Source organism: Corticicoccus populi, assembly GCF_042686195.1.
GTDB classification, from domain to species: domain Bacteria; phylum Bacillota; class Bacilli; order Staphylococcales; family Salinicoccaceae; genus Corticicoccus; species Corticicoccus populi.
Map to the genome: position 1 here is coordinate 321478 of NZ_JBHUOQ010000001.1, position 16007 is coordinate 337484.

Annotated in this window: 15 protein-coding genes; 10 read left to right on the plus strand and 5 right to left on the minus strand. The window is 37.7% G+C overall.

Annotation, left to right across the window (positions count from 1 at the left end):
- Positions 1–50: 50 nt before the first annotated feature.
- The 7 genes from ACFSX4_RS01765 to ACFSX4_RS01795 all read left to right on the plus strand — a co-directional run bounded on the left by ACFSX4_RS01765 (position 51) and on the right by ACFSX4_RS01795 (position 5924).
- On the plus strand, positions 51–593 hold the full coding sequence (locus ACFSX4_RS01765; RefSeq protein WP_377770941.1) for a hypothetical protein: 543 nt from the start codon (positions 51–53) through the stop codon (positions 591–593).
- Between the two features lie 229 nt (positions 594–822).
- Positions 823–1620 (plus strand): SDR family oxidoreductase, encoded by a 798-nt coding sequence (locus tag ACFSX4_RS01770; protein WP_377770943.1) that lies wholly within the window; start codon positions 823–825, stop codon positions 1618–1620.
- A gap of 24 nt (positions 1621–1644) precedes the next feature.
- Positions 1645–3522, plus strand: a complete 1878-nt coding sequence (locus tag ACFSX4_RS01775; protein WP_377770945.1) for a BglG family transcription antiterminator — start codon at positions 1645–1647, stop codon at positions 3520–3522.
- 2 nt (positions 3523–3524) lie between these two features.
- On the plus strand, positions 3525–3980 hold the full coding sequence (locus ACFSX4_RS01780; RefSeq protein WP_377770947.1) for a transcriptional regulator GutM: 456 nt from the start codon (positions 3525–3527) through the stop codon (positions 3978–3980).
- 1 nt (position 3981) lies between these two features.
- Positions 3982–4533 carry a PTS glucitol/sorbitol transporter subunit IIC gene (srlA, locus tag ACFSX4_RS01785; protein WP_377770949.1) on the plus strand — a complete coding sequence of 184 codons (552 nt, stop codon included), beginning with the start codon at positions 3982–3984 and terminating at the stop codon, positions 4531–4533.
- Between the two features lie 12 nt (positions 4534–4545).
- Complete coding sequence (gene srlE, locus ACFSX4_RS01790; protein WP_377770951.1) at positions 4546–5547, plus strand: PTS glucitol/sorbitol transporter subunit IIB; 1002 nt, start codon at positions 4546–4548, stop codon at positions 5545–5547.
- Positions 5548–5573: 26 nt separating this feature from the next.
- Positions 5574–5924 (plus strand): PTS glucitol/sorbitol transporter subunit IIA, encoded by a 351-nt coding sequence (locus ACFSX4_RS01795; RefSeq protein ID WP_377773415.1) that lies wholly within the window; start codon positions 5574–5576, stop codon positions 5922–5924.
- Positions 5925–5976: 52 nt separating this feature from the next.
- Here the strand turns inward: ACFSX4_RS01795 and ACFSX4_RS01800 are convergent, their stop codons facing one another.
- On the minus strand, positions 5977–7656 hold the full coding sequence (locus ACFSX4_RS01800; protein WP_377770953.1) for an ABC transporter substrate-binding protein: 1680 nt from the start codon (positions 7654–7656) through the stop codon (positions 5977–5979).
- A 151-nt stretch (positions 7657–7807) separates the two neighbouring features.
- Complete coding sequence (locus ACFSX4_RS01805) at positions 7808–8518, minus strand: gamma-glutamyl-gamma-aminobutyrate hydrolase family protein (RefSeq protein WP_377770955.1); 711 nt, start codon at positions 8516–8518, stop codon at positions 7808–7810.
- 172 nt (positions 8519–8690) lie between these two features.
- On the opposite strand from ACFSX4_RS01805, the gene ACFSX4_RS01810 reads away from it, so the two are divergent.
- Together ACFSX4_RS01810 and ACFSX4_RS01815 are read left to right on the plus strand one after the other, a co-directional pair.
- Positions 8691–9452 carry an SDR family oxidoreductase gene (locus ACFSX4_RS01810; protein ID WP_377770957.1) on the plus strand — a complete coding sequence of 254 codons (762 nt, stop codon included), beginning with the start codon at positions 8691–8693 and terminating at the stop codon, positions 9450–9452.
- 163 nt (positions 9453–9615) lie between these two features.
- Entirely contained in the window at positions 9616–10239 is a 624-nt protein-coding gene (locus ACFSX4_RS01815; protein WP_377770959.1) for a TetR/AcrR family transcriptional regulator, read from the plus strand.
- Positions 10240–10271: 32 nt separating this feature from the next.
- Here the strand turns inward: ACFSX4_RS01815 and ACFSX4_RS01820 are convergent, their stop codons facing one another.
- From ACFSX4_RS01820 to ACFSX4_RS01830, 3 genes are all read right to left on the minus strand, one after another.
- Positions 10272–11450 (minus strand): ABC transporter permease, encoded by a 1179-nt coding sequence (locus ACFSX4_RS01820; RefSeq protein WP_377770961.1) that lies wholly within the window; start codon positions 11448–11450, stop codon positions 10272–10274.
- On the minus strand, positions 11428–12150 hold the full coding sequence (locus ACFSX4_RS01825; RefSeq protein WP_377770963.1) for an ABC transporter ATP-binding protein: 723 nt from the start codon (positions 12148–12150) through the stop codon (positions 11428–11430). Before ACFSX4_RS01825 ends, ACFSX4_RS01820 begins: the two co-directional genes overlap by 23 nt.
- 132 nt (positions 12151–12282) lie before the next feature.
- Positions 12283–14961, minus strand: coding sequence for a cation-transporting P-type ATPase (locus tag ACFSX4_RS01830; RefSeq protein WP_377770965.1), 2679 nt, complete (start codon positions 14959–14961; stop codon positions 12283–12285).
- 209 nt (positions 14962–15170) lie between these two features.
- Between ACFSX4_RS01830 and ACFSX4_RS01835 the strand changes: the two genes are divergently transcribed.
- Entirely contained in the window at positions 15171–15938 is a 768-nt protein-coding gene (locus ACFSX4_RS01835) for an SDR family NAD(P)-dependent oxidoreductase (RefSeq protein WP_377770967.1), read from the plus strand.
- Positions 15939–16007: the final 69 nt, after the last annotated feature.

Genomic DNA, 16007 nt, shown 5'->3' on the forward strand with positions numbered 1-16007 from the left:
GCACCTCACGCTGCGTAACCCTTTATGTTTAGTATAAAGGAGGAAGTATTTTGAATCTAACAGTTAAGAAATATTTAATAGAAAATAAGCAGTTGTCCGTCTCTGTAGTGAGTAAATCTGAAATGTACAGCAGTCACATTCCTGTATCTGCAATGATACCATTACTGCTCAGTCAGGAAGAAAGAATCACCCTGCACTTCAAAAATAATCAGGGGAGTGTACTTGTTATTGATGCACTGTCGTCAGGCAGTGTGACTTATGAAAAACGCATCACAGATGTTTTGGGAACAGTGAAGTTGTTTGGAACTAAGAGTAAACTGAAAAATTTCGGTGCATCCTATCATACAATTATGCAGATGAATCATTTTGATTTAATAGATAATCTGACTTCATATTATAAAGAAAGCGAGCAGCAGGAATTATCGATGATTGAAAATGATGATGCAGTTGTGATGGTGAGAGCTCTGCCGTCATATGATGCAGTATTTTATGAACGTGTGATTCAAAAATTTCAGGCAGGGGGAAATATTTTAAGAGAATATGATGATTGTTTTGTAGGAAATGAATATATTGATGTGTTTGAGAAGGAATGAAAGAGCGGCATCCTATGATGCCGCTCTTAATTTGACTAATATGATATACATGACAAATATTATAAAGTAATAATAACAATGGAAAATATGTATTGTAGTACTAATAAATTATAGTAGCAGCTCTAATAATTTTTGTTTTTCCAAACATTTCATTAAGAAACAAATTAATTTATAGTTTTATATGTTCTAATATTTAATTATTACTTAAATAAATATTAGGAGGAGTAAAATGAATCATAATTGGTTGGATATTGAAGAAAAAGTAATAATCATCACAGGCGGTAGTTCAGGAATTGGCAGGGAAATTACAGAATCATTATTGGATAATGGCGCTATTGTTTACAATGCTGATTTAAGAAATTCAGATGTCTCTCATAATAACTATCATTATTTAGAAGTGAATGTAACTAACGAGAAACAAGTCATTGAAGCAGTACAAAATGTTGTCAATGAAGAAAAAAGAATAGATGTACTAATCAATAATGCAGGTATTAATCTTCCGAGAATGATTGTAGATGTAAAAGGTGAGAAACCTGAATATGAAATCAATATGCAGGATCTGGATTTTATGTTTGACGTTAATTTAAAAGGCCCTGTTTTATTTGTAAGAGAAGTTTCAAGAGTATTTGTAGAACAAAAAAGTGGTGTGATTATTAATATGTCCAGTGAAGCTGGTCAGGAAGGATCACAAGGGCAAAGTATTTATTCTGCAACAAAAGCAGCCTTAATAGGATTTACAAGAAGTTGGGCTAAAGAACTTGGGAAGTATAACATCAGAGTCACAGCGGTAGCACCAGGCATACTGGAAGAGACTGGTCTGAGAACTCAGGCGTACGAAGAGGCGCTTGCTTATACACGTAATACGACAGTAAATAATTTAAACACTGATTACTCTAAGTCCATTCCCATTTCTAGAGTCGGAAAGCTGAAAGAAATTGCTGATTTAGTATGTTATTTATCATCTGAGAAATCAAGTTATATTACTGGTACAACAATCAATGTTTCAGGAGGCAAATCCAGGGGATAATATGTTTTAGGGAGAGGGTGTATGATGAATAAAAATCATCTGAGAATAATAGAATTGTTAATTGGTGGAGAAAAAACAGTTCAAGAAATATCTTATCAATTGAACATATCGGAAAGAACCCTTTCCAACTATATTACCCAGATTAATGATCATTTCGAGCAAAGTATAGAAATAGTAAAGCGACATGGTCGATACTCTTTAATTATTTTGGATGAAGTTCATTTCAGAGTACTGTTGCAGAAACTCAGGCACGAAATGAAAATTGTTGAATATGAACAAAAGCAAAGACGAGCAGAAGTATTCCATATTTTAATCAATAATAATACAACTACTATTGATGACATTGCTGAATCTGCTCATTTAAGCAAAAGTGTCATAAACATTATTATTAATGATCTGAAAGAAATGTCAATCAGCTACTCGATTGACATTAAAGGAACACCTAATGTTGGGTTAAGGGTTAATGGGACAGAATTTAATATCAGAAAAATGTTGGTTAATCAATTTCATGATTTTTACAGTGCTTTTCAAATATCTGATGAAATGAGAAGAATGATTGATAATATTAAAACACTCTATCATTTAGATGAGGAAAGTCTGAACAGGTTGGAGTCAGCGGTTAAAGTGACTATAGAACGTTTAGAAGGAAATTATGAAATTAAAGATAAGTTGAACGTTGATCCTAAAATATATGTGTCTGAAGATTACATGAATTTTAAAGAGTTGATTGATTATATTGATACTGAATATAATGTCCATAACAAAAATGAGGAAGTTTTACTGATTGTAATGCAGCTACTGGGCAGAAGAGCATCAATCATTGATGACATTATTAGTAATGATGATGAATCATTATTGAAAATAATCATCCAAAACACAATAGATGATATAAAAGATGATTTTAAAATCCAGATTGATGAATCTCTCTTTACAAAGGATATTCAACTGCATATAAAATATTTAATCAACCGATTGCTATTTGGTATTAAATTGAATAATGAATCTCTCAAAGATGTACAACAAAAATTCCCTCTGGCATTTGAACTTTCAAAAGTACTTGCTCAAAATATTGAACAGTTGATAAAGATTAGTGTGCCTGTTAATGAATTGGGATTCCTATCTATATATTTCAGTATTTTTTTAGAAGAATTGAATGAAAAATTAAGGAATATAAAAAGAATAGCAATTATTACTGACCAGGGATTAAGTACATCAAAGATGATTGAATCTAATTTAAAAAACATTCTAAATCAGAATATTAGTGTAGATATTTTTACAAGAGAAGAAATTAACGAAGATATTCTAATGGCTTGTGATCTAGTTATATCAACAATTAAAGTCAATAGACTCTTTAATAAGTTGATATTTGTAGATGATGTGCTTGATAAAAAACTTCTGCGGTTAAAAATAGAGCAATTTTTGGTATATAAAAAGGTATCCCGGGATACCTTAATCAATCATAATGTACTGTTAGATTTTATTGATGAAAGCGACTTGATTCATATAGATAAAAGTATCTCTTATAGAGATGCTATAGAAATGCTTTCTCAACTACTGATTTCAGAAAGAAAAGTTGACGAAGGTTTTACTTATAGAATTTTAGAACGTGAATCTAATGTTTCTACAATCTCAAACAGTATTGGCTTTCCACATGCTGTTCACAATTTTCAGGATGTTCAAATAAAAATGGCTGTATTGGATGAAGGACTTGAAAATAATAGTGAAGTGAAAATGATTATTATGATGGCAATACCTGACAGTTATTCAAATGAAGCGATGCTTATTAAACTCTACGAAGAAGTATTATCTTTAAGTACTAATATTTTTGCACTTTCAAATATTAATTATAAAACAAATTATAGTGAACTATCTTATTTGTTGAATTATAGGAGAGGGGGATAAGTATGTTTATTATCATAATGATTATAATTTTAGCAGTTGGTTTTGGTCTTCAGTATATATTTGGTATGTTTCAAATCAAAAATTTCACCAAGCATTATACTGAGCTGCGCAGAAATGGAAAGGTTGCAATTGGAAGGAAACCTGCAATTTTCCAATCTGGAACGTTGGTTCTTCTTCAAATTAATAAAAAGAAAGAAATAGAAGAGGCACGCTATATGCAAGGCGTCACGGTTTTCAGCAGGGTGAAAAAACTAAAAGGGCTTGAAGGTCTGAGAATAGACAAGATTATTATTGAAGATGTAAAAAGTCATAATCGTTTACTTAGAAACGCTATTATGGATGCTAAACGAACTTATAATATTGTTCAAGGTGGTGGAGAAGTAGAAAAAATACCATCTCCATTTATGAAAGCGGCATCTAAAGTAAATCAAATGTTTAGTAAAAAGGAGGCAAAATAATATGGACATAATTGTAAGTTTTGCAGAAGGGTTTATTAATTTATTTCAAACCGGAGCAGATGTATTCATTGATTGGATGAGTAGTATTGTTCCGTTGGTTTTAATGCTTTTAATTGCAATGAATACATTTATACAACTGATTGGAGAAGAAAGAATAAATTTTTTGGCACAAAAATCAACTAAAAATGTTTTTTTAAGGTATATGGTATTACCCTTTTTAGGGGCCTTTATGCTGGCAAATCCAATGGTTCATTCATTAGGACGGTTTATGCCTGAGAAATATAAACCCAGCTATTTTGCATCGGCTGCACAGTTTGCACATACAAGTAACGGGATATTCCCACATATTAATCCGGCAGAGTTATTTATTTTTCTTGGTATCGCGAGTGGGATTACTCAACTCGGACTACCGATGACCGATTTAGCTGTCAGGTATTTACTTGTAGGATTGGTTTTAAACTTTATTGGTGGATGGGTTACAGATTTTACAACAAGTTATGTAGAGAAGCAGCAAGGTGTAAAACTTAGTAAAGAAGTTAAGTTGGATAATTGAGGTGAAAAATAAATGAATAAAAAAGTTACAGTTGTAAAAGGTTCAGGTGGATTTGGAGGACCGTTAACTTTTGGTGTAGAGGGAAAGAAAGACAAAGTGATGTATGTTACAGGCGGCCATAAACCTGATATCGTGGATAAAATTTGTGATATTACTGGTGCGACTGCTGTAAACGGTTTTGAAACTTCTGTCCCGGAAGAAGAGATTATGGTTGCAGTAATTGATTGTGGTGGCACCTTAAGATGTGGCATATACCCTAAAAAAGGTATTAATACAATAAATATTATGGCGACCGGTCAAAGTGGTCCGTTAAGACAGTATATTACTGAAGAGATATATGTTTCAAATGTTGGAGTGAATCAAGTTTCTGTTCAGGGTGAATCAAATTCTGAGGAGCAGGCGACTGAAAAAAGTGAAGAGGTTGAACCGCAGTCAACTTATTCTAAAGATAAGAAGATCATGGAGACAAGAGCAGAACAAAAGAATAAAAGCCTCTTAACTAAAATAGGGCTTGGAGCTGGAAAGGTAATTAATACTTTCTATCAGGCTTCAAGAGATGCTGTTCAAACAATGCTGCACACAGTTATACCTTTTATGGGCTTTGTTGCCTTACTTATTGGAATTATTCAGGGATCCGGGATCGGTGATCTATTTGCAAATGTAATGGCTCCGTTAGCAGGGAATATATGGGGATTAATTGGTATAGGTTTCATTTGTTCCTTACCATTTCTAAGTCCATTACTAGGACCGGGAGGAGTTATTGGGCAAGTCTTGGGAACTTTAATTGGTGTTGAGATTGGCCGTGGAAATATTCCGCCCAATCTGGCGTTACCTGCATTATTTGCGATTAATACTCAAAATGCAGCTGATTTTATCCCAGTTGGACTTGGTCTTGCTGAAGCGGAAACGAAAACAATTGAGGTGGGTGTTCCATCAGTATTGTATTCAAGGTTTTTAAATGGTGCACCAAGAGTATTTATTGCCTGGCTGGCCAGTTTCGGTTTATATGAATAATAGAACAGGAGTGAGATGATAAAATGATTTATGAAACAAAGGTAAAAGAAGTTGGTGCAGAAGCATCTGCATTTGAAAGTGAAAAAATGATTATTCTGTTTGGTGATAACGCACCATCTGAGCTCATTGATTTTTGTTATATCATTGATATTAATGAAGTAAGTAATGAAATTACTGAAGAAAATGTACTTTATCTAAATGATGAAGCATACAATATAACTAAAGTAGGTGGCGCAGTCAATAAAAATCTAAATGATTTGGGACATATCACTTTAAAATTTGATGGAAGTGAAGAGGCTGAACAGTCAGGGACTTTATACCTTGAAGATAAAAAAATTGTACCGATTGATAAAGGTACAAGAATCAGTATAAATTAAAAAAGAACCGGTGCCTTTGTACAAAGGTACCGGTTCTTTTCAAGTGGATAGTTTATTCAGGGAAACTGACATTTTCAAGTCTTATGACACCGACCGGATCAATTTCTGCACCTTCTACGAGGGTTTCATTTACACCGATTCCAAGCTCTGCATAAAAGAGCGGGGTAATCGGCAGGTCTTCCAGCAGAATAGACTGTGCTTCTGCATATAATTCTGCACGTTCAGCATCATCTGTAGTCTGGCGTCCGCTTTCCAATACTTCATCGAGTGCTGTGTTGGAGTAGAGCCATCTGTTACCGGAGCCGTCCTGGCTGTCAGTGTGGAACATTGGATAGAGACCGTAATCCGGGTCACCTGTTACAGTAATCCACTGAAGCATGAACATATCATGTGTACCTTGTTCCGCACGCTCTAAAAATGCGCCGAATTCAAATTGTTCGATGGTGACATCAATTCCGATTTCAGAGAGTCCTTCCTGAATGAGCAGGGCGATATCCATGACTTCTTCAGAGTCGGATACCCAGAGTGTTGTTTCAAATCCGTCAGGGACACTGGAGTTATCCATATATTCCTGTGCTAAATCTAAATCATACGGGATTTCCTCTGCACTTTCATCATGACCGACAACTGCCGGAGAGATATGTGTTGATGCATGGATACCTCTGTCATTTAGTATACCGCTGATAATCTGTTCGCGGTCTACAGCGTGTGAGATGGCATGTCTGACGTTTTCGTCATCAAACGGTTCTTTTTCATAGTTGAAAGCAAGGTAAGTCATAGAGAGACCGTTTTGATCAATGATATTGGTATCTTCATGGCTTCTGACACGTTCCATGCTTTCAGTGTTCACGTTATCTGTAATACCGATACCGCCTGTCTCAAGTTCAGCAAGGCGTGCCTGATTTTCAGGAATAACACGGTAAGTCACAGTATCAAATTCACGGTCGCCGCCGTGATAATCTTCAAATTTTTCGAGGATGACCTGGTTTCCGGGGTCTCTTTCCTGAAGTTGAAGATGATTGGTACCGTCAGGTTTTCCGGCAATCACTTCGCCGATATATTCAGAGATTGAAGAAGACACTTCCTCAAATTCATCTCCGCCTTCTTCCCGTAAAGCATAATATTCTTCAAGTGTCATATCGACACCGGCCTCATCGAGGGCGTTTTGATAATCTTCATCAATGACTTCTTTACTCAGTATTCCGGCTGTATTGTGTGCAAGGTTTGAAAGTAAAGGTGAGAAAGGATAGTCTGTATGGAAATGGACTTCATGGTCATCAATGACTTCGATTTCATTGACCATTTCAAACATAAACATTACAGATGAAGCAACTGCAGGGTCAAGCAGGCGGTCAAATGTTGCCTTTACATCTTCTGCGGTAAACTCAGAACCGTTATGGAATGTTACCCCTTCTTTTAATTGAAAACTCCATAAGTTGTCTTCGACCTGCTCATAATTTTCTGCAAGTCCGTCTTCAATTTCCATATCAAAATTCTGAGTGACTAATTTGTCATAAAGCTGGGTTCTGAGCTGTGCCGATGGAATATCGTTTGATTGATGCGGATCCATTGAAACGGGCTCATTAATCATGCCGATAACTAAATCATTTGCGGAATTTTCTGTAGAAGCACCGTCATCGTCAAGATTTTCATCGACATTGTCATCACTGGTACATGCTGCGAGCAGAAACAGTGCACTGAACACACTGACGAACCAAAAACGTTTTAACATTTTTACATCCCCTTTTATTTTGTTACTACAATTGTATCTAAAAGTGTATAATTTATCAAAATATTATATAAATATTCTGTGAATTACACTGTAGCAGCTTTATAAATAAAAGAAAAGACACTAAAAAAGTGTACGCAATGCATACACTTTTTCAGACATTTTTAACTGCTGTTTCAATAAATGTTTTAAAAATATTCTGTGATACAGAATCATTATGGAAGGAGCCTTCCGGATGCCACTGCAGTCCAATAACAAAATCTCTTTCTGTGCTTTCGAAGGCTTCAATAATGCCGTCGTTGCTTTTTCCGGAAACGATAAAATGTTCAGCAATATTTTTATTCGCCTGATGGTGAAAGCTGTTGGTTTTAATTTCGAGGCTGCCTGTAATTGCTGCAAGTTTTGAGTGTTCTGTAACACGTACAGTGTGGGATAAATAATCTCTCGGCGCATTTTGATTATGCTGCATGACTGTATCACCGACCTGTGAATATATGTCCTGATACATTGTTCCACCTGCATATATGTTAAGAATCTGCGCACCGCGGCATATCGCAAGAATCGGTTTATCCTGCTGTAGTGTATATTCAATCAGTTTCATCTCGTAAGCATCACGCCCGGGTTCGATATTACCGAGCTTCTGATGCGGATCATCTCCGAAAAGGGAAGGATCAATATCATCACCTCCAGTGAGAAGAAGCCCGTCAATGGCGTCAACCTGCTGCTTGATCTGCTGTTCTGATTCTGTTTTGGCAAGTACAAGCGGCACGCCGTCAGATCCGGATACCGCATTGATATAGGTGACAGGGAGCTTCAAGCTGTCCCCAGTAATAAAAGTAGTAATACCGATGACCGCATTTTTCATTTAAATGCATCCTTTCTTTAAATTTTCTACCATAATATTCGGAATTTAAGACCATTGTACCAATAATTTCATTTTTTCGACAAATGAACAGGGAAGTGTCGATTGTTTTATGTTGTTGGATATATTAACATTAAAGTAATTTATGAAAGCGTCATCAAAATGGAGGGTGATTATGAAACTGGAAGGGAAAGTTGCGGTTGTCACAGGTGCTGCATCGGGAATGGGAAAGGCGATTGCAGAGCTTTACGGTAAAAATGGGGCAAAAGTGATTGTATCGGATATTAATATTGATGGTGCGGAGCAGGTGGCAGCAGGAATTTTGGGTAATGGCGGTACTGCAGCAGCGGTGAAGACCGATATTGCGAAGCAAGGTGATGCTGAAGGGCTCATTGATGAGGCGGTAAATACGTTCGGAACTCTTGATATTCTGGTGAATAATGCAGGGATTATGGATAATTTTGAACCTGTCGGTGATATAGAAGACGCTTTGTGGGAAAAAGTGTTTGCAGTTAATACGACGGGTGTAATGCGTACCATGCGTAAAGCAGTGCCTGTATTTCTTGAAAAGGGAAAGGGCGTTATCATTAATATTGCATCAACTGGAGGATTCAGTGGTGCACATGCCGGTGCTGCATACGGAGCTTCAAAGCATGCGGTTGTCGGCTTAACAAAGAATACCGCATTTATGTATGCGAATGAAGGAATCAGGTGTAATGCCATAGCCCCTGGTGCAGTAGAGACGAATATAGGTGCCTCAATGACGGGAATCAATCAATTCGGTATGTCACGCGCAGGATTAACACATGGATTGTCACCAAGAACCGGACAGCCTGTGGAAATAGCAGAGGCAGCTTTGTTTCTGGCATCTGATGAATCGAGTTTTGTAAATGGAGTTGTGATGCCTGTTGACGGTGGGTGGACTTCAGCCTTTTAAAAAGAGACATAAAGTTTTAAATACCGCTCTTTCGGGCGGTATTTTAGTTTGTTTTAAACGTGACTGGCCGGTTTTTTATTAAATCAGTTTCTCATGAATAGACATTTGACTTAAATATTATATAGTATAGGAGTGTACATTATATGATTAGAGGCGGGCGGATATGTCAAAAAGTGAACAGAAGCTGACTAAAAAACAGATTGCGATTATAGAAGCGGCAACTGAATTATTTGCAGAAAAAGGATTTTCGGCAACGTCTACAAGTGAAATTGCTCAGAAAGCAGAAGCGGCTGAAGGGACAATATTCAAACACTTTAAATCGAAAAAAGGACTCTTGATGTCAGTTGTTTCACCGATTACTGTAGAGTTTTACGGTCCGATGATAAAGAAAGATCTGGATAAAGTATTTGATAAGGAGTTTGAATATTATCAGGATTTTATACGTGCGATGATTGAAAACAGGAAAATATTTATCCAAAATAATCTGCCGGTGCTGCGAATCCTCATTCAGGAGATTCCGTTTCATCCGGAGTTAAAAGAGCAGTTTATTGAGCAGGTAGGGAAGGATATCATCGAAAGAATCAGGGGAATCATACGTTTTTATCAAGAAAAGGGACAGATGGTTGATATTCACACCGATACTATCATCCGTACAGTGGCATCTACCATACTCAGTTATATTGTTGCGAGGTATGTGCTGATTCCTGAAGCCCGTTGGGATACTGAAGAGATTGAAACAGAAAGGATTATTCAGCTTCTGGAAAATGGTTTATCTAAAAAGAAATGATGCGGACAGCTCAGGCTGTACCGCATCATTTTTTAAACTTTTCTGTACCGCTTCATGCCTATAATATTCAAGAGTGTGAAAAGAATAATGAATCCTGCAAGAAACGATAACGGGATAAGAATATCACTGAGTGTATATCCTTTAAGAACGACATCAATCATGGCGTTCCCTGCATAATAGAGCGGCATAAACGGTGCAAACCACTGCAGCCAGTTTTCCATAGATTCCACTTTAAGCATACCGGAGAAGAATATCTGCGGTACAATCACCAATGGAATAAACTGCATCATCTGAAATTCACTGTTTACAAATGTGGACAATAAAAGCCCGAGTGCAACAAAGCTGAGAAAAATATTAATGATAAACATACTAATGATAGATCCTGCGATTTCCATGTCAAGAATGTACACGGAATAAGAAATAATCACTGCTGTTTGTATTACTGCAAAAATACCGTAGCCAAAGAGGTAACCGAGTACAATTTCCGACCGTTTAATCGGCGTGGATAATAATTTCTCAAGGGTGCCGCTGCTTCGTTCTTTGAGCATGGACATCCCCGCAATAAGAAAAACGAAAAAGAATACAAAAAAGCTGATGAGTACCGGATTGAGTATTTCAAAAAAAGTGTGGTTTTCATCTCCGTAAATATAGTTGACAGAGACCGGGTTTTGATCTGCCGAAAACTCTTCTGTATCAAAGGTGTCAGGTATATTCATTTCAGTATTTATATTAATATCTTCACGGTATGCCTCCGGCAGTGTTTCCAATACACGGTTAATATTTTCAGTCATCTCATTTACATTGGATAGTAAACCGTCAATATCATCTGAAAATTGATTGAGCTTTGTTTCTGTGACTGCCTGGGAACTTTCCTGGATGGCAGAGCCTTCCTCCATCGGATTGTCATTCAGAATGGTCAGCGTAAATTCTTCTTCCTTCTCCTCAAGAACCGCATTGGCATTCCCTGCTTTTAAATAGTCGGCGGTATCAATACTGTTTTCTTCCTTAATGATTACATCATTTTCTTTTAAGACCTCGACTATATTGTTGTCTACATTCACCACTGCGATTGTGACACTATCATCCGGATCGGGAAAAATATAATTGAGCAGCGTGATAATCAGTACAGGTGCGATAAGTAATAACGCCATCGTCCGCTTATCCCGGATAACCTGTTTAAAGATACGTCTAATCAGGACGAACATTCTCATTTTCTTCCGCCTCCAGTTTAAGAAAGACATGATCAATGTCTTCAGCATGATATGCTTCAAGAATTTCCGACGGTGTCCCGCTGACAGCAATTTTTTTATTTTTCATGAGAAGCAGATGGTCACATTTCATTGCCTCGTCCATAATATGTGTTGTAATTAAAAGTGTCCGTGTTTTTGATAGTGTATGAAGCTGCTCCCAGATGGACAGTTTCAAAACAGGGTCAATACCAACAGTAGGTTCATCCAGTATGAGGTATTCAGGCTGATTAATGAGTGCGATCGCCAGAGACAGTCTGCGTTTCATGCCGCCGGAATAATGACTGACTAATTTATCCCGGTCATCATCAAGCTGCACCAGTTTTAAAGTATTTTGTATGGATTCCCTGCTGATTTTAGTGCTGTACATATTGGAGAAGAAATTGATATTTTCAAAACCGGTTAAATCATTGTAAAGAGAATCGCTCTGTGCCATATAGCCGATACTGTTTAAAATCTTTCGATCTGGGACCGTTTGATTCTGAATTTCAATCTTTCCTGAATCATATTTTTCCATGCCCATTAAACACTTAATCAATGTAGTTTTACCTGTTCCGGAAGGACCGATGAGTCCGGTAATTTTATTATTTGGAATATCAACAGATATGTTTTCAAGTATCAGGCTTTTACCGTAGCTTTTCGAAAGACTGTCTATGTGAATCAAATCTAATCACTCCTTACCCAATAATTATAGTGAGTACTTACTCACTATAATATCAAATAAAAATAAGAATAACAAATATACCGTATCAGTCTTTAGGGGTGCACCTCATGATTGATACGGTATATTTAATATCTAGTTCTTCTGTTTTCTTTTATTAATAATGGTTCTGGTAATCAGTTTTTCAATCTCAATCAGGATGAATGTACCGATACCAATAATGAACGGATAAATCCAGTACTGTATCTCAATTGGATATAAATCAAATACTTCTCTGAAGAATGGCACATAGGTGACTATGATTTGAAGGAGTACCAGTGCACCTGCAAGTAAGAAGGCAATTTTGTTTGAAAAGAAATTTTTATCAAATGCAAAATTCAGTTCGTTTCTTACGTTGAAGAGGTGGAACGCCTGCATGATAACAATTGAATGCAGTGTGATAGTGGTTACCTGAGTCTGTGTATATTCTGCCGGATTTCCGAGAAGGGTTGTATTCATTGCCATAATGGCACCGCCGACAAGAAATGACACGAGCAGTATTCTAAAAATATAATATGGACTGAGCAGTTTTGCATTCGGTTGTCTTGGCGGCTTCTGCATAGATCCTGCTTCCAGCTTCTCGAATGCCAGTGCAAATGATACAGTGACTGCAGTAACCATATTAATATAGAGCACTTGTATCGGTGTAAGAGGTACATTTAATCCGAACAATAAGGCGGTGACAATCAGAAATGCTTCTGCACCATTTGTCGGCAGTATGAAAAGAATTGTCTTTTTCAAATTATCGTAAATCCGGCGTCCTTCTTCGACTGCATTGATAATTGTTTTAAAATTATCATCGACAAGCACCATTTTTGAGGCTTCCTTGGCAACTTCTGTTCCTTTTATACCCATGGCAACGCCGATATCAGCACGTTTTAAGGCGGGTGCATCATTCACACCGTCCCCGGTCATTGCGACAATTTCATCATTTTCCTGCATGGCTGTAACAAGCTGCAGTTTATTTTCTGGACTGGTCCGTGCAAAGACATCTGTTGTTCTGACAGCTTCTCTCAGCGCGTCATCACTCATTTGATCGAGTTCGCGTCCTTCAAGAACATTATCATTATCTGTAATATTCATCTGTTTTGCGATCGCGAGAGCAGTGGCTTTATGGTCTCCGGTAATCATTTTAATTTGTATACCAGCCTGTTTTGATACTTTAATGGCTTCAACAGCTTCTTCTCTCGGAGGATCGAGTATGCCTGCGAGACCGATGACAGTCAGCCCTTCTGATACATCTTCGTGGTCAATTTCATCCACAGTATCATCAACATTTTTATATGCAACACCAATGACACGCTCACCTTTGTTAGAGCGGGCAAGCATTTTATCTTCCCAGAGCTGCCTTTCCCGACTGTTTTCTTCAAGCCCCGCCATATCCATCAGACGGTCCGGTGCACCTTTGACGAGAATCATGTTTTGATTGTTTCTTTCAACCAGCCCCGCCATATATTTATAACTTGAATCAAATGGAATTTTGGAAATCACAGGCAGTCTGTCAATTTCGATATTGGCTTTTGATGCTAAGGTGACGAGGCATCCTTCGGTGGGTTCTCCGCTGATCTGCCAGCCGTCACCATTATTGTTGTGAAGTACTGAGTCATTGATTGAAAGTGCGGCACTTAGGAATAAAGACAGTTCTTCGTCACTCGATATATCAATTTCTTTTTGGTTCTGAAGAATCTGTCCCTCAGGCGCATATCCTGTTCCCGTCACTTCAATATGCCGGTCTTTAAGTTCAATTGATTGGACCGTCATTTCATTTTTTGTTAATGTCCCTGTCTTATCCGAGGCAATCACTGTTACGGCACCCAGAGTTTCAACAGACGGCAGATTTTTCATAATGGCATTGTTTCTTGCCATGACCTGCATACCGAGGGAAAGAATAATAGAAAGGATTGCAGGGAGTCCTTCCGGTATGGCGGAAACAATTAAACTGATTGCATATAACAACAGTTCACCAGCCGGATAGTCATAAAATAAAGCGGCATTTATAAATAAGAGTAGTGCAACCGCGACAATGACAACAGACAGCATTTTTCCGAATTGATTGGTCTGTCTGAGGAGAGGTGTTTCAGTTTCTTCAACTTCTGATATCGATTGGTTGATTTTCCCGATTTCGGTGTGTCTCCCGGTAGTAACGACAATTCCCTGTCCTGATCCCGAAACAACAGCTGTACCGGAAAATGCCATATTGAACCGGTCCCCGAGTACTGTGTCCCGAGGAAGACGTGCAGTGTTTTTTTCGACTGATGTTGATTCGCCGGTTAATGGAGATTCTTCAATACTCAATGCACTTGACTCCATCATTCTTAAATCTGCCGGTATCTTGTCACCGGCAGACAACAGCACAATATCACCCGGAACGAGTTCACTTGATGGAACTTCCATCCGGTCTCCGCCGCGAATGACTGTTGATTCAAGTGACAGCATGTTCTTGATGCCTTCTAATGCTTTTTCGGCTTTATTTTCCTGAAAGTAGCCGATGGAAGCATTGATTAATACTACGATTAGAATAACAACCGTATCAGCATAGTGTCCGAGAACAACAGTCAGTACAGCGGCTGCAATCAGAACATAAATCAGGACATCATTAAATTGCTTTAAAAATTTTAACCATTTAGGATCTTTCTTTGCTTCCGGGAGCTCATTTTTGACCCATTTTTCCTGTAATTTTTGGACTTGTTCTTTACTTAGACCATTATTCATATCCGTATTGAGTTCGGACGTTACTTGATCTAAGTCGATGTCGAACCAATGATGTTCAGACATTTAATATTCTCCTTTCTCAATAATTGTTAATCAATAAGCTGTTACCTTAATTATAAGTGAAATTATTCACAAAGTATACAAGTATTATCAAATAGTTTTGACAATTCAGTTACATTGACTTTCTGTTTCACTTTATTTGCCTGAATCTTCTGGTAAAGGTATATTTAACGTATATTAAAGTGTTCGAATAAAATAGGGGAGGGAATACTATGTTTAACTTTGTCGATAAAGTTGCGGTAGTAACCGGCGGGGCTTCAGGGATCGGTTATGCTATAACAGAGCAGTTGATTAAGAGCGGGGCTAAAGTAGCTGTAGGGGATTTAAACAACGATAAAATGAAAGCGCTGACAGAAAAATTTGGTAAAGATGTGATTACAGTGAATGCGGATGTTACTGTGGAAAAAGACATGAAGCAGCTTGTTGATACGGCTGTTAAAGAATTCGGCCGTCTTGATATGGGATTTAATGTTGCGGGGCTTAGTAAGCCGGGATTGATTATGGAACAGGATTATAAAGACTGGAAGAAAACAGTGGAGATTGTATTGGACGGTATCTTTCTTGCGATGAAATATCAGGCAGCCGCTATGAAAGACCACGGGGGTTCGATTCTGAATATATCCTCATTGAATGCCCACGTGCCTATGTTTTACGGTGCGGCATATGCATCAGCAAAGGCAGGGGTGGAAATGCTGACAAAAAATGCAGCATTGGAATTTGCCGAGTATAAAATACGTGTAAATGTCATTCTTCCCGGTCTTGTAGAAACACCGCTCACTGCTCAATTTTTTGAAAATGAAGCACTGCACGAGGCGTTTATGGAGAGAATCCCCGAGCAAAGGGCGGCACAACCTGTAGAAATAGCAGAACCTGCTTTATATCTTGCTTCTGACAAGGCAAGTTATATTAACGGCACAAGCCTTGTAGTCGACGGCGGATGGGAAATTACAGGGTATCCGAATCTGAATCAGTACATGTGAGTAAACAATAGTCTGTGGCAGTATTATATGTTACAGACTATTGTTTTTAATGTTATTATAGTGCAATAC